The sequence below is a fragment of the Synechococcus sp. LA31 genome (assembly GCF_018502385.1).
Taxonomy (GTDB): Bacteria; Cyanobacteriota; Cyanobacteriia; order PCC-6307; family Cyanobiaceae; genus Vulcanococcus.
Genome location: NZ_CP075523.1, coordinates 820040 through 839573 on the forward strand (window position 1 = coordinate 820040; position 19534 = coordinate 839573).

Consider the following 19534-nt stretch of genomic DNA (forward strand, 5'->3'; position numbering starts at 1 on the left):
GCTGATGCTCAGCCGCCGTACTGCCAGCCGGTGCTGCTCAGCTCCAGGGCTGCGCCATCGCGATGCAATACAGCACTCTTCACCTCTCCCACAAACACGGTGTGGTCGCCATGGGCCACCTGACCCACCAGCTCACATTCCACGGCACCGAGGGCATCGTTCAGCACCGGCAATCCGAGTTCACCCAGCTGATAGGGCGCAGCATCGAAACGGCCACCCACACCCTTCTGCGGCTTGAAAAACACGGCGGCCAGATCTTTTTGATCAGCGGCCAGCACGTTGAGCGAGAAGCGGCCGGTGCGCTGGATCATCCCGTTGCTGGTGCTGTCAGCCCGCACCGCCATCACCACCAAGGGCGGCTCGAAGGAGCCCTGGGTGACCCAGCTGGCGGTGAAACCATTCACCTCCTCACCCTCGGCCACCCCGCAGATGAACACGCCGTGGGGGATCTTGCGCAGCAGGGTTTTCTTGGCGTCGGCGTTCAGAGCCATGGGAAAGGGGGGAAACGAAAGGAAGTGGTGGAACCAACTCTAGAAACGCTGGAACCGCTCCATAGGATCGGCCCATGCAGGCCCTCTACCCCGGCAGCTTCGATCCGCTCACCCTCGGGCACCTCGACGTGATCGAGCGTGGCGCCAGCCTGTTCGATCAGCTGGTGGTGGCGGTGCTGCGCAACCCGAGCAAGAATCCCTGTTTCAGCGTTGAACAGCGGTTGGAGCAGATTCGCCTCGCCACAGCCCATCTCAACAATGTGAGCGTGGCCGCTTTCGACGGCCTCACGGTTGATTTCGCCCAGGATTGCGGTTCGGATGTGATCCTTCGCGGACTACGGGCTCTCAGCGACTTCGAATACGAACTGCAGATCGCCCACACCAACAAAAGCTTGGCGCCGCAGCTGGAAACGTTGTTTTTGGCCACGGCGACCGCCCACAGCTTTTTGAGCAGTTCTGTGGTGAAGGAGGTGGCGCGCTTCGGTGGCAGCGTTGGTCACATGGTGCCCACAGGAGTGGCGCAAGACCTGGCCAGGCTTTTTAATCAGTCATCACGTCCTTGATCGTTTCCCATGGCTGAGGCACAGCTCACGTCCGTGCTCGACCAGCTCGATCAACTGGAGGAGATCGTCTTGGACGGCACGCGCGTGCCCTTCAGCGGTGGTCGCCTGGTGAATGAGCAAGACGCGATCGAGCTGATGGATGCAGTGCGGGAAGCACTGCCCTCGCAACTCGCCCAAGCCGAAGAGCTGGTAGCCAAGAAGGAGGAGTTCATCGGTCAGGCCCGCCAACAGGCGGATGAAATGCTGCACCAGGCCCGCCAGCAGCGTGAACAGCTGATCAACAGCCAGGCGATCCGACAGGAGGCAGAGCGACAGGGTGCTGAACTGCGGGAGCAGGGGCGACAGCAAGGTGAACAATTGCTGATGCAAGCCCGCCAGCAGCTGGCCAAGACGGAGCAGGACCACCAGGCGCGCATGGCTCAGATGGAGCAGCAGTTCAGCCAGCGCCGCCAACAGCTGGAACAGGAAGCGCTGCAACGCCGTCAGCAATTGGATCAGGAAGCCATCGAGCTGAAACGGCAGCTGGCCGAGCAGCACGAGCAATCCAGGCAACAGAGCCTGGCTGAACTGGAGAAGATCCGTCAGGAGGCGGTGCGTCTACAGCAGAGCAGCCAGGCCGAATCCGAGCGTCTGCAAGCTGATGCACTGCAATTCCGTCAGCAGACCCAGCAGCAATGTGAGTCCTTGATCGGTCGCACGCGCCAGGAGGCCGCCACGATTCAGGAAGGCGCCAACCGTTATGCCGAACAGGTGCTGACCGAGCTGGAAGGGCGGCTGAAAGACATGGGGCAGGTGGTCGTTGCCGGCCGCCGCGAACTCGTTCGCCTGCAAGCGGTGGACCCCACCACCCTGGTCCAGCAGAGCCGCGCTGGTGAGGAGCAGGCTGTTCCGATCAGCCGCGCCCGCCGAGCCGCCGACCGACTCAAGCGGGCCGCCGGCCAGCGCTAAAGCGCTGGTGTGGGGCAGAGCCCGGGAACCCTGCTCTGCCGCAGGACCTCACCAATCGTGCTGTTGGGGGAGCCCGCGCCGTTGGACACGGCGCTCACAAAGCGGATGCCATCAGGCGTGTCAAGCACCCCACTGATGGAGCGGACACCGCTGATGGTGCCGGTTTTGCCGCGGAAACGGCCATCGAGCTCTGTACCCCGCCAGAGATTGCGCAGCGTTCCCCGTTGGCCTGCAACAGCCATCGAAGCCCAGTAGTTGGCGGCGTAGGGATGCTGCGCCATGCGCAGCATTAGGGCAACAAGCAGCTGACTGGTGAGTCGATTACCGCGGTCAAGGCCGCTGCCATCCACCACATTCACCCCTGCCATCGGTAGCCCTTGAGTCGACAGCCATTGCATGGCGACCTGACGAGCCTGATTGAGGTCCCAGTTCCGCGTGCCTTGGCGTAACAACACCTCTGAGGTGAAGTTGTGGCTGTCCGTGTTCGCCAGGCTGAGCAGGCCATGCATGCCAACGGAGCGCTCCTCATGCAGGAGGGTGGCGCTCTCGGTGTTGGCGGTGGTCACCGGCACCAACCGAATGGCGGCACTACCGCCCTGGCGCTTGATCTCTCGGCCCAGCAGGGTTTGTAGACGCCCGGGCGGATTGCTAACCGCCATGTCGAGCGCATTGCTGGTCAACGCGAGACGTGTGATCGGGGCGCCATAGGCCTCAGCCCGGTCGGCCCAGTGCCACCCCTGCGGCCACCAGCGCTGCTTGGGCTCCTCCACCAGCTGGATCGTCACCGGTCCGCCTGGCGCTGCGCTGCTGCCGCCGGAACCAAGAGCCAACTTGGCGAAGCGTTGCAGCTGAGCCAGGTTGAGGTCGGGATCACCCTCGCCAGTGATCTGCAGTGAGCCATCGGTCTGGCGCCAAAGCCGCGTGGTGAGGCGGTAATCAGGCCCCAGCCGATCGAGAGCAATCGCCGTACTGATCAGTTTTTGGTTCGACGCTGGAATGCGGGCCCGGGTGCCATTCACGTCCGCCAGCAGACGCCCCCTGGCATCGGCCACACTGATGCTCCACACCCCAGATTCACCACCCACCGCTGCGCGAATGCGTTGCTGCAGCGCTGGGCAGCTCACGTGGGGTTGTAATTGGGGCAGCCCTACAGGGGGCGGAGCCACAGGCAGTGAGCTCGCCGCCACTGTTGGGATCGTGGGATCCACCTGCTCCAGGGCCTGGAGTGGCAGATGGAAGGCCAGGGGCAACACCGCCCCAGAGGCCATGACGCAGGCCGTCTGCCGCACCTCAGGATGCTCCCACTTGCAGGCCGGTCACCGAGCCGTTGACACGGAAAGTTGAGCCCTCAAGTTCCACCGGGGCGCCGATCTTCAGGTTCTGGTTACCGAAGACCACACCATCGGCCCCCTTGCGCCCCTCTCCTTTAAGCACGAAGCGCACATCGAGGCTGGGGAACTGGTCTTGGTTGGGATCCACAGCGCTCACCACCCGGCCGTCAGGCAGCACCGCTGATAAGCGGCGCTGTAAGGGGATCACCTGCTCCACGGGCACGCTCCCGTGCGGTTGATTGCGAATCACAATTGCCACCTTGCCGGCATCGCGGGCTGCATCCACCACGCTGGCGGGGTTGGCCACCGGCACACCCCGCACATCAACCATCACGGTCACTGGCACCAAGCCTCCAGTGGCCCGGGCCACGGTGCCGCTCAGCTTCGGGCTCCACACAACCCCCGCGGCCGCCAGCAACACCGCCGCGGCAGCTCCCGCATCCACCAAGGAGAAACGACGCGACGATCCGGCCATGGGGCAACAGCAGACACCGAACTGTAAAGAGCGTGTTCGGTCCGCACAAGCTCAGCGGGCTGCCTCTTCCAGGGCCTCCAGCTGGGCCTCTCGGTCGGGGCGGGTTTCGAAACTGCAGACATGGCGATAGCCATCGGGATCACACCGGTAGAACTGCCAGTCGTCTGGATAGGTGCGGCGCAGAGCACCTTCAGCCGTCGGGATCAATCCATAGGCCGCCTGCCATTCCGAGAGAAAGCCCTTGCGACGTTCACGGGCCACGGTGCCGATCCCAATCGCGGCGTCTTCGAGGCGGCCATTGATCATCACCAGCGAGCCGCGATGCTGCGCGCAGAGGGATTCCACCTGCTCGTAGTCGGCGGGAGTAGGCGCAGCCAACAACACCAAACCATCGCTGCCGCCATCGGCCTGTTGCAGCCGCAGTAGATCTCCCAGACCGAGCAATTGCGAAGCTTGCTCAGGTGCATCCCGCTTGGCTAATGCCGTTGCACCAGCATCAGGAAAGAGCAGGCGGGCTTCCGGATGAGCGGGGGTAAGGGCCGCCAGCTGCCGCAGGGCCACCGGCAGGATGCGCAAGCCCTCAAAGCGCATCTCCACAGTCCAGAGACCCTTGGTCTGGCTGGCCAGGGCCGCCTGCACGGCTGCATGGGCCTCGGTTTCGGCGCTGCGCAGGTCGGCGGGGAGCATTGCGGTGGAGCGTTTGCGGCGACCCTAAAGCGCAGCTCGGGCCCGCTCGAGTGCAGCGGGGAACTGCTCCAACAGCTCCGCACCGTGCCATGGGCCCAGACTGACGCGCAAACCCGAGGCGGCAGCAGCAGGGCCGTAGCCCATCGCTGCAAGGACTGGGCTGGCGGGAGAGCCGCTGCTGCTGCAGGCCGATCCACTGCTGCAAGCAAAACCCTGCCGCCAAAGGGCTCCCACCAGCTGCCGCCCGGCGAGCCAATCGCCGCCTGGATGTCTCACAAGCAAGCTGAGGTGATGGGGGAGGCGATCTGCCCACCCCGATTGGATTGGATTGGGGCCGCTCAACTCCAAGCCAGGCTGTTCCAAGAGGCGCATCAGCAACTGATCGCGCCAGTGCCTCGCCGGGTCGTTGCCGCCGTGAGCATCCAGCCGCTGCTGACAGAGGCGGAGGGCAGCCTCAAACCCTGCAACCAGCGCAACGGGTTCCGTGCCCGCCCGCAGGCCCCCTTCCTGGCCTCCCCCCCCGATGCAGGCCTGTAGCTTCACCCCTTCAGCCACCAGCAGAGCCCCCACTCCACGGGGTCCCTGAATTTTGTGCGCCGCCAGGCTGAGCAGATCCACCGGAAGCAGGTCCATCGCAATGGGCCGGTGGCCAAGGATCTGCACCGCATCCACATGCAACAAAACACCGGCTTGGCGGCACAGACCGCCAATGGCCTCAATGGCTTGAACGGTGCCGACCTCGCTCTGACCCCAGATCACCGATACCAAGCGCGTGGGAGGTTCCAGCCAGCGCTGCAGCTCCTGCAAATCGAGACTGCCCTCGCGATTCACCGGCAGCAGCTGGAGCTGCCAACCACGCCGCTGCAAGGCCTCTGCAGCCGCCCGCGTGGCGGGGTGCTCCACAGCGGAGATCAACAACCGCGGTCGCGCTGCCCCACCCTCCAGGGTTGGTGCAGCGCCTAGAAGAGCCAGATGGATGGCTTCACTCCCTCCTGACGTGATCACTAGCCGGGACTGCCTGCAGCCCAGGAGCTCGCCAAGGCCCTGCCGTGCACGCTCCAGCTGCTCAGCTGCCGCAAGGCCGAAACCATGCAGGCTGGAGGGATTGCCCCAGGCCTCGGCCTGCACAGCTGCCATGGCTGCTGCCACCTCGCTGGCTACGGGTGTTGTGGCACAGCAGTCGAGATAACCGGAGAGCGGCAGTGGCGCCATGGCGCTCAGCCGCTGAGGCCGGTGTCGCGCTCAAAGCGGGCGCGGGTGCGCGATTCGAGCGAGTTGGTGGCCAGCGAGACCAGATCATCCAAAGAACTGCCGCTCAGCAGAGCCTCCACGCGGGCACGGGCCTCTGCGCTAGGGCAGTGCTCCGGTCGGATGCAGCCGTTGGTGCACACCGTGGCGCAGTCGATCTCCGGTTCGACCTGCTGTTGGCTGGCAGCGGGGGTGGGAGCTACGGAATCCAGACGAGGAGCCTGAGTGCTGGCTTGCTGGCGAGCATCAGCCACGGCGCGGGGATCGGGAATCAAGCCGTCAAACACGTGCTCAGCAGGGCCATCCATGAACACCTTGCTGCTGCCCGCATCCCAATGGATCTGCAGTGGCCCCCCCGGCAAATCGAGGCGGGCCTGGCGCTGACAAAGTCCAAGGCTGTGGCAAGCCACCAGCGTGGCGCAGGCTCCTGTGCCGCAGGCCAGGGTGGGGCCCGCGCCGCGTTCCCACACCCGCATCACCAGATGATCCGGGGCCATCACCTGCACGAAGTGCACGTTGGTTTTGGCGGGGAAGGCCGGATGCCGCTCCAGCAGCGCCCCGAAGCGCTCCAAGTCGATTTCGTCCACAAGCGGCACCGGAATCACCACGTGGGGATTACCCATGCCTGCGGCAGCAACGGCAAACACCTCTCCATCCACCTGCAACTCGCCCTGAGGAAGACCCGCAGATCCCAGCTCAAGGGTGGTGGGCACCTGCTCGGGTTGAAGGAATGGGGCGCCCATGTCCACCCGGATGGTGCCATCGGGCAACAGCTCGGGCACGATTCGGCCCGCCAGCGTGTCGATCTGCCACGTGCGACCGGCCCCATCGCCATCGCGATCCGCCAGGAAACGCGCCAGGCAGCGGATGCCGTTGCCACACATCTCCGGCTCGGTGCCATCGGCGTTGAAGATGCGCATGCGCAGTTCTCCACCGTTGTTAGGGGGCAGCGCCAGGATCACGCCGTCGCCGCCGACACCGAAGCGGCGGTCGCAGAGCTCAACCACCAGAGCAGGTGTGAGGCCAAACACGAACTCCGAGTCGGTGGCGCTGCGGCCATCCAGCATCAGAAAGTCGTTCCCAAGACCCTGGTACTTGCTGAAGCTCAGTTCACCCTGGAGGTTGTTGAACTGGCTCTTGCTGGGGGACGACACGCGCGGCAGCCTGCCTGAGCAGGCATGAGGTTGAGGTCGATCCTATGGGGAGCAGCATGGAGAACCGAGGCTCCCTGTTCGACACCTCGCAGCCTGGAATCCGTCTGCTGCAGAGCTGGATCCGCAGCCGCACCAACCTGGCCGTGCAGTTGCTCGATGGCAGCAGCGTGAACGGGATCCCGCGTTGGGTGGATAACGAGTATTTAGCGCTCGAGCCTGAAGCGGGTGGTGAATTGCTGCTGGTGGCCCGCCAGGCCATGGCCCTGATCCGGCCGTTGTTGTCATAGAGCTGTGGGAGCATCGCCCACAAGCCCCCACTCGACCCCAGCCCGTCCGTGAGCGAGAGCAGCCGCTACCAACCCCAGTCGATCGAAACCGGCTGGCAGCATGCCTGGCGAGATAACGGCCTGCATGACACCCCTGCTCTGCAGGACGGCGATGAAGCGTTTTATGCGCTGTCGATGTTCCCCTACCCCTCGGGGAATCTGCACATGGGCCATGTGCGCAACTACGTGATCACCGATGTGGTGGCACGGGTGCAGCGGCTGCGCGGCAAAAAGGTCTTGCATCCGATGGGCTGGGATGCCTTCGGGCTGCCCGCCGAAAACGCCGCCATTGAACGGGGTGTGGATCCCGGCGGCTGGACCGACCAGAACATCGCCTCGATGCGGGAGCAGTTGAACCAGCTCGGGCTTTCGATCGACTGGGATCGCGAAGTGGCCACCTGCCACGCCGACTACTACCGCTGGACCCAGTGGCTGTTCCTGCAATTCCTGGAGGCGGGCCTCGCCTATCAAAAGGACGCGACGGTCAACTGGGATCCGATCGACCAGACCGTGCTCGCCAATGAGCAGGTGGATAGCGAGGGCCGCTCCTGGCGCTCCGGTGCCCTGGTGGAAAAGCGCAAGCTGCGCCAGTGGTTCCTCAAGATCACCGACTACGCCCAGCAACTGCTCGACGACCTCAACCAACTCGAAGGTTGGCCCGAGCGGGTGCGCACGATGCAGGCCAACTGGATCGGCCGCAGCAGCGGCGCTGAACTGCAGTTCACGGTGGTGGATGACGCCGGCAATGACTCGGCCGAGCGCATCACTGTGTTCACCACACGACCCGACACGATCTTCGGGGCGTCGTACGTGGTGCTGGCCCCGGAACACCCACTGGTGGTGCAGCTCACCACAGCCGAGCAGCAGATCGCGGTGGAGGCATTCTGCGATATAGTCTCACGCCAGAGTGAGCAGGAGCGCACCGCCGACGACAAGCCCAAGCGCGGCGTGCCGATCGGTGCCCAGGTGCGTAACCCCGCCTCTGGTGAGCTGATCCCGATCTGGATCGCCGATTACGTGCTCGCCGAGTACGGCACCGGCGCGGTGATGGGTGTGCCCGCCCACGATCAGCGCGACTTCCTGTTCGCCCGCCAGTACGAACTGCCGGTGCAGCAGGTGATCATTCCCGAGGGCAGCGATGAGCACGCCTTTGAGGGCGGCGCCTGGACCGAAGGGGGCGTGCTGATCCACTCCGGTCGATTCGATGGTCTGCCCAATGGCCAAGCCAAGCAGGCCGTGACCGCCGCCGCTGCAGCGGAGGGCTGGGGTCAGGAGAAGATCCAATTCCGACTGCGCGACTGGCTGATTTCACGCCAGCGCTACTGGGGCTGCCCGATTCCGGTGATCCACTGCGATAGCTGCGGTGTGGTGCCCGTACCCGCCGAGCAGCTCCCTGTAGAGCTGCCCCGCGATGTGGCCTTCAGCGGCAAAGGTGCCTCACCCTTGGCACAGCTCGAGAGCTGGGTGAATGTGAGCTGCCCTTGCTGTGGCAAGCCCGCCAAGCGCGAGACCGACACCATGGACACGTTCATGTGCTCCAGCTGGTATTTCCTTCGCTACAGCGACGCCAAGAACAGCCAGCTCCCATTCAGCAAAGAGGCAGTGAACAGCTGGCTGCCGGTGAATCAGTACGTCGGTGGAATCGAGCACGCCATCCTGCACCTGCTCTACTCGCGCTTCTTCACCAAAGTGCTGCGCGATCGCGGTCTGCTCAGCTTCGATGAACCCTTCACCCGCCTGCTCACCCAGGGCATGGTGCAAGGCATCACCTACAAGAACCCCCACACCGGCAAATACATCGCTCCAGCAGATGTGGCCGATCCCACCGATCCCCGTGATCCGCTGACCAGCGACGTACTGGAGACATTCTTCGAGAAGATGTCGAAGTCGAAGTACAACGGCGTCGATCCCGCCGTGGTGATCGACAAATACGGCGCCGATACCGCCCGCATGTTCATCCTGTTCAAGGCACCGCCCGAGAAGGATCTTGAGTGGGATGACGCCGACGTGGAAGGCCAATTCCGCTTCCTGCAGCGCCTCTGGCGTCTTGTGGACAGTGCCTGCGATCGCGGCCTGAGCCTTGCCGCAGGGGCCGGCAACGCAGAAGCCGTGGCTCAAGCTCAGTCCGAGGCAAGTGCTTCTGGTGGCCTGAAGCCCGATGAACAGGAGTTGCGCCGTGCCGTGCACACGGCGATCACGGAAATCAGCGACGACCTTGATGGCGACTATCAGTTCAACACCGCCGTGTCGGAGCTGATGAAGCTCAGCAATGCCATGAGCAGCCACCTCGAGGGCAGCGCTGAGGTGTTTGCCTGCGAAGCCCTGCGCACCCTGCTGATCCTGTTGGCCCCCTTCGCCCCCCACCTGGCCGAGGAGCTGTGGCTCAAGCTCGGCGGCCGCAACAGCGGCGATTCCCTAGCCGGCAGCAGCATCCATGCGCAGCGCTGGCCCGTGGCCGATGCCTCAGCTCTGGTGCGCGACACCGTACCGCTGGTGATTCAGATCAAGGGCAAGGTGCGCGGCAACCTGGAGGTGCCGGCTGACGCCGACAAAGCCTCTCTCGAAAAGCTTGCGCTTGAAAGCGATATCGCCGCCAAGTGGCTGGAGGGCAAAGCCCCGAGCCGCGTGATCGTGGTGCCCGGCAAGCTGGTGAATTTGGTGCCCTGATCAAGGCTGGCCAGCCTTGGGTAACCACGCCCTGCGCTCTCCACCTCTGGATATCCATGGATATCTAGAGGTGGACAGTGCATCAGTGCTGAAAAGGGCCAAACCCTTACGCCTTTGAGGGCCGCGGGTGATTGGTGCCGATCGCTCAGTCGTGGATAAACACCAGCGACTCGGGTTGTCCCCAATCGCCACGCGCGTCGATGTGTCGGCGGTTGGCGCAGAGGTGGCGCAGAATCCAGTAAAGCGGCTCTGCTGATGGGAGCCCCATCAGCGTCTGCAACTCGGCCAGGGTGTGCTCGCGCTTGTCGGCCATGGCCTGCTCTAGGCGTGCCTGCAGATCGAGAAGGGCCGCTGCCGCCTTCTTGCCAGCCTCCACGCCGGGTTGGTGGTAGGCGTTGATGTTCACCAGCTCGCCGTAGTAGCCCACGGCACGCTCGAACAGGGCGATCAGCGCACCCAGGCTGCGTGCGTCGAGCTTCTGCATCGTGATGCTCAGGTTGAAGCGCCCCTCCTCGGTGAGGGCGGAGCGGGTGCCCTGCAGGAAGCCATCGAGGAAATCGCCGGGATTTTCACCCTCCAGCGGCGGGATGTCGCCGGGATCTTCAAGCACCTCGATGAAGGTGACGAAGTAGTTGTCGACGCCGTCGCGCAGCTGCTGTACGTAGGCATGTTGGTCAGTGGAGCCCTTATTGCCGTAGACGGCAATGCCCTGGTGCACGACGTTGCCCTGGCGATCAAGCTTCTTGCCAAGGCTCTCCATCACAAGCTGCTGCAGGTAGCGGCTAAACACCTCCAGCCGGTCGCGGTAGGGAAGCACCACCATGTCGCGCTGGCCCCGGCCACCACCGGCGTGGAACCAGGCAGCCGCCAGCAGGGCAGCCGGGTTGGTGTCGAGGCTGGTGGCTGCACGGGTCACCGCATCCATTTCGGCGGCCCCAGCCAGAAATGCGCGGGTGTCGGAGCCAATCAACACACCGGGCAGCAGACCCACCGCACTGGTGATGCTGGTGCGACCACCCACCCAATCGAACATGTCGAAGCGAGCCAGCCAATCCCCCTGCTCTGCCTCCTGATCCAGGCGACTGCCGAGCATCGTGACGGCGACGGCCTGTTTGATCCAGGTGCCACCAGCAGCCTCCACAGCGCGGCGTGCCTGCAGCATGCCGATATGGGGCTCTGGTGTTCCGCCAGATTTGCTCACCACGATCACCAGCGTGGTCTTGAGCCGATCACCCAGGGAAGCAAGGGTGCGGCGCATGCCGTCGGGATCGACGTTGTCGAAAAAATGGAAAGGAAGGCCTGAGCCAGGATCCTGCAGTGCACGGATCATCAGCAGTGGGCCCAAGCCAGAGCCGCCGATGCCGATCCAAAGCACATCGGTGAAACGAGATCCAGTTGCCGACGTGATGGCACCACTCAGCACCTGCTGCCCAAAAGACTCGATTCGATCGATCTCCGCCTGAATGTGGGCGCCGCTGGCGGGATCTGGTGCCAGCTGCGGATGACGCAGCCAGTAATGACCCACCTGGCGTTGCTCATCGGCATTGGCGATGGCACCTCCCTCCAGCGCGGCCATGGCCTGAAAGGCTTCCTTGAAGCGCGGCCTCAGGCTGCTCAGCACAGACTCATCGAGACCCATGCGGCTCACATCCAGCCAGAAGCCAAGGCTCGGGTTGTGCCAGAGCTGAGAGCAGAACCGCTGCCACTGGCTATGGGCATCAACGCCGGGAGCGGAAGCGGTTGGAGTCATGGGGCCGGGTCAAACGGTCTCTTGGCGAACCTATCGGTGAAACCCAGACAGGCAAACCCCTTTGGCGGGGCTTGTCCCGGAAATTCCGAGACGGGTCCGCGACTGTGAGGACAATCACACAACGGCAGGTTGCCCGACCAGACGATTTCGACCTTCCTTCGTAAGCTTTGGTTAACAGATGAGCTTGCCCTGGCGCACCGCCTCCGCTACCGCAGCACCCGCACGGCCTTGCTGGCCGCTGGTGTCGGCCTCTGTCTGTTGAGCCTCGGTGGCACCAATTGGATTGCTCACAAGCGTTCACTGCTCCAGCCTCAGCCCGATAGCCCCCTCAGCAGCTCTGCCGAAGCGGATCCCACCACCTTCACAGCTGAAGAACTGCAGCAACTCCAACGTCGCTTTGGCGTGCACGGTCCTCAGCCCAAGCTGGCCCAGCTGTTTACCCGCGGTGTTGATCAGCTCACGCCTCTGCGCAACCACACCGTGAACAGACTGGACGCTCTTCGTCCAGTGGTGCTTCGTGAGAGCCGTCGCACGGGGATCAACCCAATGCTGTTGGCGGCCATTCTGTTCGATGAGATGCAGCACGCCAAACCAGGCGAAGACATCCCCCTAGCAGCCCATTCCGGACTCTTCAGCACCCATGGCCCTGCTCAACTCGGCCTGAGTGAGATGGTGAAGCAGGGTCTTCTTCGCGAGGATGCAAGCCCCGAAGAACTGGCGGATGCACGCAACCAGTTGCTGAATCCCGAACGCAACGTGGAACTTCTTGCGGGCAAGATGGCTCGCCTCTTGGATCTGCTCAACCAGACACCCAACTCCACCTTCAACGTGAGTCAGAGCCGCAGCCGCGCAAAAACAGTGGCCACCTTGGCTTATCTCCACAACGGCAAACTTGATTACCCGGCTCGGATCCTGCGTTACATGCAGGATCCTGAGCTGCACGGGTTGATGTTCAGCGTTCGCAACAAGCCCGCTGCCGAACTGATCTGAACTCGATCAGCACAACGCACCTAAGGCGGCCAGCCGCAGCTGAAGGGCCTGCCAATTAAAACTGCGGGGATCAGCCCTAGCTGCACCGAGATCCACATGGCGGTGGGTGGTGATGTGCTCAAACGGAATTCGGTACTGCTTCATCCAGTCGGCCAGCACAACAGCCAGCGCCTCGTATTGCAGGGTTGTGTAGCCGCTGTGAGCAGGGGCATCGTCTTCACCGTCAAGCGGTGTTTCCAGGCTCACATGCAGAGCGAAGTTGTTAACGGATCCCGACATCGAGGGATTGGTGATGTCCCAACGCCCATCAAAGGCTGAATAGCCAGCGCCAAAGGCCCGTTGGCTGGGATCAAGGGTTTGAACCACCTGTCCATCTTCGCCGATCAGCAGGTGGTAGCTCACTTGGTCATCGTCATGGGGATGGTGCGTGGTGAACGTGTTGATCGCTGAACCGATGCCGTAGACGGTTTCATGCAGCACCACAAGCGATGGAGTGGGGTCTACACGGTTGCCGTAGGCATCAAGGTTGGTGCGCTGGCCAAAGTTGCTGGGGTCGATAGCGACGGTCTTGACCTGGCCCGGAAGGCTGGTCTGCAAGCTGCGCATGCGACTCACCAAGGCCTGATCGTTAACCCGGCATTGACGAGCCAACGGACTGATCCAGGGCTCGTGCTCTGGCGGAGCCGGGGCCTGGATTGCGGGGCCTGTCTTAGGAAGAGCTTCGCTGAACGACTGCCGCCAGTTATGCATGGCAATCATGGTGAGTGTCAGGAAGACACCGCCACCCAACACAGCAGCGGGCCACCAAGAACGGCGCGGCGGCCTTGCTCCCGCGAACAGTCTCACCATCAGCTCACTGCGCAGGAATGCTGGTGCAACCAGGCCCTCTGTCGCTGCAGCACAGCAGCGCTGGGATCCGGCAGCCGCTTGAGGCGATAACGCTCCACCTGTGGTGAATCGGCCAGGAGGTTGAGGCAACGGAGCTGGGAGCGTCGGCAAATCAACAACGCGTGCTGCTGACCCGCGGCCAGGGCTGAGCCCAGGTCAACCGGCTGACGCAGGCGCCGCTGATCGATGGCCAGAAGTTCATCGCCCACCATCACACCGGCTCGTTCAGCAGGGCCGCCGCGCACCACCCGTGTTGCGACCAGCTGGCCGCCCTCGTGGCGTGCACGAAGTCCCGCGTAGGGATTCGCTGCCATCTCCGCCTCCAGAGCAAGACCTACCCCCGATAGGTAGCGATCCAGATCCGGATCGTCGAGTCCATGCAGCCAGACGGGTATCTGCTGCTGCAACTCAGGCGCACACGCCGCAAAGGTCGCGACCAGATCGTCTTCGCTGTAACCCCGACCCCAACGACCGTGAGATCTCCAGAGGCTGCGCAACACGTCCATGAGTGAAGACTCAGCAGCGCGCAGATGCAGATCAAGGCAGAGAGCGATAACGGCGCCTTTCAGGTAGTAGCTGATTTGGCTATCAGCGGCATAGGCATCGGCCTTGTAAAGCTTCACCCAAGCCTCTTCGCTGCTGCTGCGCAGACATTGCACCTGGCGACCGGGCGTGAGTTTGTAGCGGCTCAGATCGTCGCCCAGGTCGCTCAGTAGAGCCTCGGCATCGCTGAGGCCTGCTGAGAGGGGCAAGAACTGATCGAGGTAGCTCGTCACACCTTCTGCAAACCAGAGGGTGGGCACGATCGGTGGAGCGTGATAATCGATCGGGCTGAGCTGCGCCGGGCGTAACCGGCGCACATTCCATTGGTGCAGGTATTCATGGGCTACCAGTTGCAGGAAGCGCCGGTAGCCATCGGGCTTCTCCAGGTTGCGCCGCCCGAAGACCAGCACAGTGCTGTCGTCATGCTCGAGCCCGCCATAGCCCTCATCCAACAGATGCAGGATCACGAGGTAATGGCCAGAAGCCGGTTGATCCACATCCATCAATCGGCAGCAGGCCTCACACACAGCTGTGAGATCGGCCAACAGTTGGGGGTGCCGATCGAGCAGCCATTGCTCATCGCCGCCATCCCCAGCCCAAATCACGAGCCGATGGGAAACACCCAACACGGTGAACAGAAGCTCGTTATGGGGTCCTGCTTCTAGTGGCGAATCGATCAGGTGATCGAAGTGCCGGGCCTGCCAGCGCGAGCCCTGTTGCGGCAGCGGGACAAAAGCCTGCCAACCCATGGGAAGGCTGCAGCTGAGCGCATGGGGGCTCCAGCGCTCGCCCTCCACTTCCAACACCACGGCAGCCAAGGCCAGAAAGCCATGCTGCTGATCGAGATGGCAGGTGCGCACACTGAGCTCTGTGGCCAGGACGCGATAACTGATCTGCAGCTCACCCCCTTCCGGGTTGCAGTCACACGACCAGCTTGCGGGAGCAAGGCGACGCTGGGGCCGCTCTTGACCGTCCTGAATCACCACGAGCGATTCCAGCTGCCGCACGTAATCCCGAATCAGGTACGACCCCGGCGTCCAGCCAGGCAGAGCAAGCCTCATGCAGGCCAAACGTGGCTGGAGCGAGATCTGCACAGCAACGAGGTGCTGGTGGGGATCACGCAGATCGAGGTGAACCTGAACCACAGCAGGATTCAGGACTGATGCCCAGCGATCAGTTCAGCGTTGGCCGAGGGCAGCTCCTCTTGCAGCGTGCGCAGGGCCAAATGAGCTGCGTAACGGCGCGTGATGTCACCGATGAGGTGTTGGAGAGAACGGCAGCGGCCCAGCTGCTGGAGATCGCCCACCAAGGCGAACCGACCAGTGGCGTCACGCCGCCAACCGAGCCAGAGCCCATCTGGTAACTGCGTGCGCAAGCTCACAGCTTCCTGTTGATCGGCAAAACCAGTGAGGAATCCGCCCCGCACCACCGGTAGCTCCAGATCATCAAGCGCCTTGAGCAAAACGTCCTCCTCGCGGAGCACGGTTGGCAGGATGGAGAGATGGGACATGGCCCGACGCCCGTTCATCAGAACGTTAGCGAGCACAACCAGGCGATCCAGTGGCCATTGCCACAGGAGTTTCAAGGCAGCGGGGAGACCTGTCTGCGGCTGGGCGTGCTGGCCTCAGGATCAGGTAGCAATTTTGAAGCTCTGGCGCAGGCCTGCCAGAGCGGCCAGCTCGCCGCCAACGTGTGCCAACTGGTGGTCAACAACCCCGGCTGCGGGGCCAGAGAGCGCGCCGAGCGACTGGGCATCCCATGCATCGTGCATGACCACCGTGGCTTCAGCAGCCGCGAAGCGCTGGACCAAGCACTAATCGACAGCTTCCGACGTGCCCAGGTTGATCTGGTGGTGATGGCGGGCTGGATGCGCATCGTGACCGAGCGGCTGATCGATGCCTTTCCGGAACGGTTAGTGAACATCCACCCTTCACTGCTGCCGAGCTTCAGAGGCGCCCGAGCCATTGAACAGGCCCTCTCCGCCGGCGTGAGAATTACCGGCTGCACGGCCCATCTGGTGAGCCTGGAGGTTGATACGGGACCCATCCTCGTGCAGGCTGCCGTACCTGTGCTGGATGGCGACACTCTGCAGACGCTGGCGGCCCGGATCCATCGGCAAGAACACAAAATCTTGCCCCACGCCGTGCAGCTCGCAGCTCACCGCCTGGCGTTGCTCTCACCCTGAGGCCATCAGGGATAGAAGGGCAGCAGCGGCAAGCCTGTCTCCGCCGGAAGCCCGGCCATCAGATTCAGGCACTGCACCCCTTGGCCAGCCTGGCCTTTGACCATGTTGTCGATGGCACTCATCACAATCACCTGACCGGTGCGCCTGTCCACCTGAACCGAGAGCAGGGCTTTGTTGGTCTGACGCACCCACTTGGTGGAGGGGTAGGTGCCCACAGGCAACACCTGAACGCAGGGAGCATGGCGATAGGCAGCCTCCAGCAGGGTGGTGAGGTCGTCGGCAGTGAGACCGGGATCGCGCAAGCGGCCATACACCGTGGCCAGCAGACCCCGCACCATCGGGATCAGGTGGGGCGTGAACTGCAACTGGATAGAACGGCCAGCGGCACGGCTGCTCAGTTGTTCGATTTCGCTCGTATGGCGATGGCCCACCACGCCATACGGGGCCACACCCTCTGAGGCTTCAGCCAAAAGAAGATTCTCCTTGGCTGCACGTCCCCCGCCGCTGGTGCCTGTCTTGGCATCAACCACGATGCCGGCTGTTTCAATCAGGCCCTGCTTCAACAGTGGGGTGAGCGCCAACAAACTCGCGGTGGGGAAACACCCCGGCGCCGCCACCAGTCGAGCGGTTGCGATGCGCTCACGTTCCCATTCCACCAAGCCGTACACGGCTTCGGCGCAGAGTTCACTGTCGTTGCGAGGGAACGCGCGAGCTTCAGAGGCATAGACCTCTTTCCACTGATCGAGAGCGCTGTAGCGATAGTCGGCGGAGAGATCCACCACCTTCACGCCGCGCTCCAACAGAGGCGGCACCAGCGTGGAAGCCAAGCCATTGGGAAGGCTCAGCACCGCGAAATCGGCGGCTTCGGCGATCGCCGCTGGATCCGGGGTCTGCACCACGGGATCACCCGGCAACGGCAGAAATGGGGTGAGCTCGCTCCAGCGTTTGCCGCTGCTGCGCTCACCACCCAGAAAGCTCACCTGCAGTTCGGGGTGGCCCTGCAGCAGCCGCAGCGTCTGCAGTCCGCCATACCCGGAGGCACCGATCACCGCAACGCGCTTGCTGGCCATGGCGGAATGTCTGGAACGGCAGATCGTACCGGGCTCTATAAAAGTGTCTGCGACCCGGGCCAGAAGGCCTTCCGCCCCTGAACCAAGCCGCATTGGAATTCGACACCATCGCCGATGGACTGGCTGCCATCCGCAATGGCGAGATGGTGGTGGTGGTCGACGACGAAAACCGCGAAAACGAAGGCGACCTGATCTGCGCCGCCCAGTTCGCCACGCCCGAGCAGATCAACTTCATGGCCACGGAGGCACGGGGCCTGATCTGTCTGGCGATGGAGGGAGAACGCCTCGATGCGCTCGATCTGCCCCTGATGGTGGATCGCAACACCGACAGCAACCAGACCGCCTTCACCGTCAGCGTGGACGCCGGTCCGGAGAACGGCGTCAGCACGGGCATCTCCGCTGAAGACCGTGCTCGCACGATCCAGGTGGCCATTCATCCAGCCACCCGGCCAGCCGATCTACGCCGCCCTGGCCACATCTTTCCGCTGCGTGCGAAGCAGGGTGGGGTGTTGAAAAGGGCCGGACATACCGAGGCCGCTGTGGATTTAGCACGCCTCTCCGGCCTCTACCCGGCTGGGGTGATCTGCGAAATCCAGAATGCGGATGGCTCCATGGCGCGACTGCCGCAGCTGGTGCAATACGCCCAGCAACACGGCTTGCGCCTGATCAACATCGCCGATCTGATCCGTTACCGCCTCGATACTGAACGGTTTGTGCGGCGTCAAGCAGAGGCCTCACTCCCCAGCGCATTTGGCAGCTTCCGGGCGATTGGTTACCGCAACGAACTCGACGGCAGCGAACACGTGGCCATCGTGAAGGGCACTCCAGAACAGGCCGAGGGGGCGGTCTTGGTGAGGGTGCATAGCGAATGCCTCACCGGCGATGCCTTTGGCTCATTGCGCTGCGATTGTCGACCGCAGCTCGAGGCGGCGCTCCGCATGATCGATGCTGCCGGCGACGGGGTCGTGGTCTACCTGCGTCAGGAGGGGCGCGGGATTGGCCTGATCAACAAACTGCGGGCCTACTCCCTACAGGATGGGGGCTTAGACACGGTGGAGGCCAACGAGCATCTCGGCTTCCCGGCTGACCTGCGCAATTACGGGGTAGGAGCACAAATCCTCAGCGACCTGGGGGTTCACCGCCTGCGCTTGATTACCAACAATCCACGCAAGATCGCGGGTCTCGGTGGTTATGGCCTGCAAGTCGAAGATCGCGTGCCACTGGTGATGGATCCCAGCCAGCACAACGCCGCTTACCTGCAGACCAAGCAGACCAAGCTTGGCCATCTCATGGATGGAGCTGGCATGGGGCCCGCGGCCGTTCTGGCCTGGACCAGCGCCGCAGAGCATGCCCCCACAGGCGATATCAAGGCAGCCCACTTCCAAGAGTTACGCGACTGGTGCGGCGCTCAAGATCTGGAACTCGAGCTGGAGGAGCATTCGCGTGTGCTGGCCCTGCTCAATCAGCCTGATCTAGCGGTGCTGGTGGCCAGCGGCGAGGCAGCGCAATTAGCCCAGATGCTGCACACCATGGCCGCCTGGCCTCACACCGGCAGTGTGAGCCTGCTGCTGGCGCCCGACAGCCAGCGCACTGTGCACCCCAGCAACACGCTGGAGGCCGAGCGTCGGCCTCTGATGGAGCTACAGGCAAAACGCCCGCAGCTCCGGGTGGATGCCGGCACCCTCATGCGCTGGAGCTGAGGGCCGGAGGCATCAGTCCTGGATGGTGACGCTGGTGATGCGACTGCCGTTCTTCAACGCCTGGACCACATCCATGTTGCCGGTATGGCCAAACACGGTGTGGACGCCATCAAGGTGGGGCTGGGCCTCATGGCAGATATAAAACTGCGATCCGCCGGTGTTACGGCCGGCGTGGGCCATGGCCAAGGTGCCGGACTGATGCTTCTGGCTGTTGATCTCGCAGTCAATTTGGTAGCCGGGGCCGCCAGTGCCGGCCATGCCACGGGCTCCTTCGCGGCTGTTCGGGCAGCCGCCTTGGGCCATGAAGCCAGGAATCACACGGTGGAAGGCCAGGCCGTCATAGAAGCCGTCCTTGGCCAGCTTCACGAAGTTGGCCACGGTGTTGGGCGCATCGGCTTCGAACAGGTCCAGTTCGATCGTGCCGGCGTCGGTCACCATCACGGCTTTGGTCACGGGGGAAGCAAACGCAAACAGGTTTCAGTATGGGCTCTCCGGTAGAAGGGTTGCAGGCGCTAACG

General features: G+C 63.4%; 19 protein-coding genes. 7 read left to right on the forward strand and 12 right to left on the reverse strand.

Annotated elements, in window-relative coordinates:
- Positions 1–8 precede the first annotated feature (8 nt).
- Positions 9–491: a flavin reductase family protein gene (locus KJJ24_RS04355; RefSeq protein ID WP_214341544.1), complete on the reverse strand. Its 483-nt coding sequence runs from the start codon at positions 489–491 to the stop codon at positions 9–11.
- 74 nt (positions 492–565) lie between these two features.
- Between KJJ24_RS04355 and coaD the strand changes: the two genes are divergently transcribed.
- Positions 566–1054, forward strand: coding sequence for a pantetheine-phosphate adenylyltransferase (coaD, locus tag KJJ24_RS04360; protein ID WP_214341546.1), 489 nt, complete (start codon positions 566–568; stop codon positions 1052–1054).
- Between the two features lie 9 nt (positions 1055–1063).
- A complete protein-coding gene (locus KJJ24_RS04365; protein ID WP_214341548.1) occupies positions 1064–2002 on the forward strand; it encodes a hypothetical protein in 939 nt (312 codons plus the stop codon).
- On the opposite strand, the gene KJJ24_RS04370 is transcribed toward KJJ24_RS04365, so the two are convergent.
- The 5 genes from KJJ24_RS04370 to dapF are packed head-to-tail and all read right to left on the reverse strand — an operon-like array spanning position 1999 to position 6897.
- Positions 1999–3270, reverse strand: coding sequence for a D-alanyl-D-alanine carboxypeptidase/D-alanyl-D-alanine-endopeptidase (locus tag KJJ24_RS04370; protein WP_214341550.1), 1272 nt, complete (start codon positions 3268–3270; stop codon positions 1999–2001). The genes KJJ24_RS04365 and KJJ24_RS04370 overlap by 4 nt on opposite strands.
- Before the next feature lie 22 nt (positions 3271–3292).
- Positions 3293–3808, reverse strand: coding sequence for a DUF4330 domain-containing protein (locus KJJ24_RS04375; protein WP_214341552.1), 516 nt, complete (start codon positions 3806–3808; stop codon positions 3293–3295).
- Between the two features lie 51 nt (positions 3809–3859).
- Positions 3860–4495: a DUF1995 family protein gene (locus tag KJJ24_RS04380; protein ID WP_214341553.1), complete on the reverse strand. Its 636-nt coding sequence runs from the start codon at positions 4493–4495 to the stop codon at positions 3860–3862.
- A 24-nt stretch (positions 4496–4519) separates the two neighbouring features.
- Positions 4520–5707, reverse strand: coding sequence for a cysteine desulfurase family protein (locus KJJ24_RS04385; protein WP_214341561.1), 1188 nt, complete (start codon positions 5705–5707; stop codon positions 4520–4522).
- A gap of 5 nt (positions 5708–5712) precedes the next feature.
- Positions 5713–6897: a diaminopimelate epimerase gene (dapF, locus tag KJJ24_RS04390; RefSeq protein ID WP_214341563.1), complete on the reverse strand. Its 1185-nt coding sequence runs from the start codon at positions 6895–6897 to the stop codon at positions 5713–5715.
- Between the two features lie 56 nt (positions 6898–6953).
- On the opposite strand from dapF, the gene KJJ24_RS04395 reads away from it, so the two are divergent.
- Both KJJ24_RS04395 and leuS read left to right on the forward strand, forming a co-directional pair.
- On the forward strand, positions 6954–7184 hold the full coding sequence (locus KJJ24_RS04395) for a hypothetical protein (RefSeq protein WP_250544916.1): 231 nt from the start codon (positions 6954–6956) through the stop codon (positions 7182–7184).
- A gap of 12 nt (positions 7185–7196) precedes the next feature.
- Complete coding sequence (gene leuS, locus KJJ24_RS04400; RefSeq protein WP_371811795.1) at positions 7197–9890, forward strand: leucine--tRNA ligase; 2694 nt, start codon at positions 7197–7199, stop codon at positions 9888–9890.
- A 145-nt stretch (positions 9891–10035) separates the two neighbouring features.
- On the opposite strand, the gene KJJ24_RS04405 is transcribed toward leuS, so the two are convergent.
- Complete coding sequence (locus KJJ24_RS04405) at positions 10036–11640, reverse strand: glucose-6-phosphate isomerase (protein ID WP_214341573.1); 1605 nt, start codon at positions 11638–11640, stop codon at positions 10036–10038.
- Between the two features lie 228 nt (positions 11641–11868).
- Here KJJ24_RS04405 and KJJ24_RS04410 point away from each other — a divergent pair, with 228 nt between their 5' ends.
- Entirely contained in the window at positions 11869–12630 is a 762-nt protein-coding gene (locus KJJ24_RS04410) for a helicase DnaB (protein WP_371811774.1), read from the forward strand.
- A 6-nt stretch (positions 12631–12636) separates the two neighbouring features.
- Here KJJ24_RS04410 and KJJ24_RS04415 read toward each other — a convergent pair whose 3' ends face one another.
- From KJJ24_RS04415 to KJJ24_RS04425, 3 genes are read right to left on the reverse strand one after another with little or no spacing between them, the layout of a single operon-like run.
- Positions 12637–13479, reverse strand: coding sequence for an N-acetylmuramoyl-L-alanine amidase (locus KJJ24_RS04415; protein ID WP_214341576.1), 843 nt, complete (start codon positions 13477–13479; stop codon positions 12637–12639).
- On the reverse strand, positions 13479–15206 hold the full coding sequence (locus KJJ24_RS04420; protein WP_214341579.1) for a M61 family metallopeptidase: 1728 nt from the start codon (positions 15204–15206) through the stop codon (positions 13479–13481). The genes KJJ24_RS04415 and KJJ24_RS04420 overlap by 1 nt, the downstream gene beginning before the upstream one ends.
- An 8-nt stretch (positions 15207–15214) precedes the next feature.
- On the reverse strand, positions 15215–15571 hold the full coding sequence (locus KJJ24_RS04425; RefSeq protein ID WP_214341581.1) for a DUF1257 domain-containing protein: 357 nt from the start codon (positions 15569–15571) through the stop codon (positions 15215–15217).
- Between KJJ24_RS04425 and purN the strand changes: the two genes are divergently transcribed.
- Positions 15563–16246 (forward strand): phosphoribosylglycinamide formyltransferase, encoded by a 684-nt coding sequence (gene purN / locus KJJ24_RS04430; RefSeq protein WP_214341583.1) that lies wholly within the window; start codon positions 15563–15565, stop codon positions 16244–16246. The two genes, KJJ24_RS04425 and purN, sit on opposite strands and share 9 nt — an antisense overlap.
- A 5-nt stretch (positions 16247–16251) precedes the next feature.
- On the opposite strand, the gene argC is transcribed toward purN, so the two are convergent.
- On the reverse strand, positions 16252–17316 hold the full coding sequence (argC, locus tag KJJ24_RS04435; RefSeq protein WP_214341586.1) for an N-acetyl-gamma-glutamyl-phosphate reductase: 1065 nt from the start codon (positions 17314–17316) through the stop codon (positions 16252–16254).
- A gap of 143 nt (positions 17317–17459) precedes the next feature.
- Here argC and ribBA point away from each other — a divergent pair, with 143 nt between their 5' ends.
- Positions 17460–19016 carry a bifunctional 3,4-dihydroxy-2-butanone-4-phosphate synthase/GTP cyclohydrolase II gene (gene ribBA / locus KJJ24_RS04440; RefSeq protein WP_250544990.1) on the forward strand — a complete coding sequence of 519 codons (1557 nt, stop codon included), beginning with the start codon at positions 17460–17462 and terminating at the stop codon, positions 19014–19016.
- 12 nt (positions 19017–19028) lie between these two features.
- On the opposite strand, the gene KJJ24_RS04445 is transcribed toward ribBA, so the two are convergent.
- A complete protein-coding gene (locus KJJ24_RS04445; RefSeq protein WP_214341592.1) occupies positions 19029–19469 on the reverse strand; it encodes a peptidylprolyl isomerase in 441 nt (146 codons plus the stop codon).
- Positions 19470–19534: the final 65 nt, after the last annotated feature.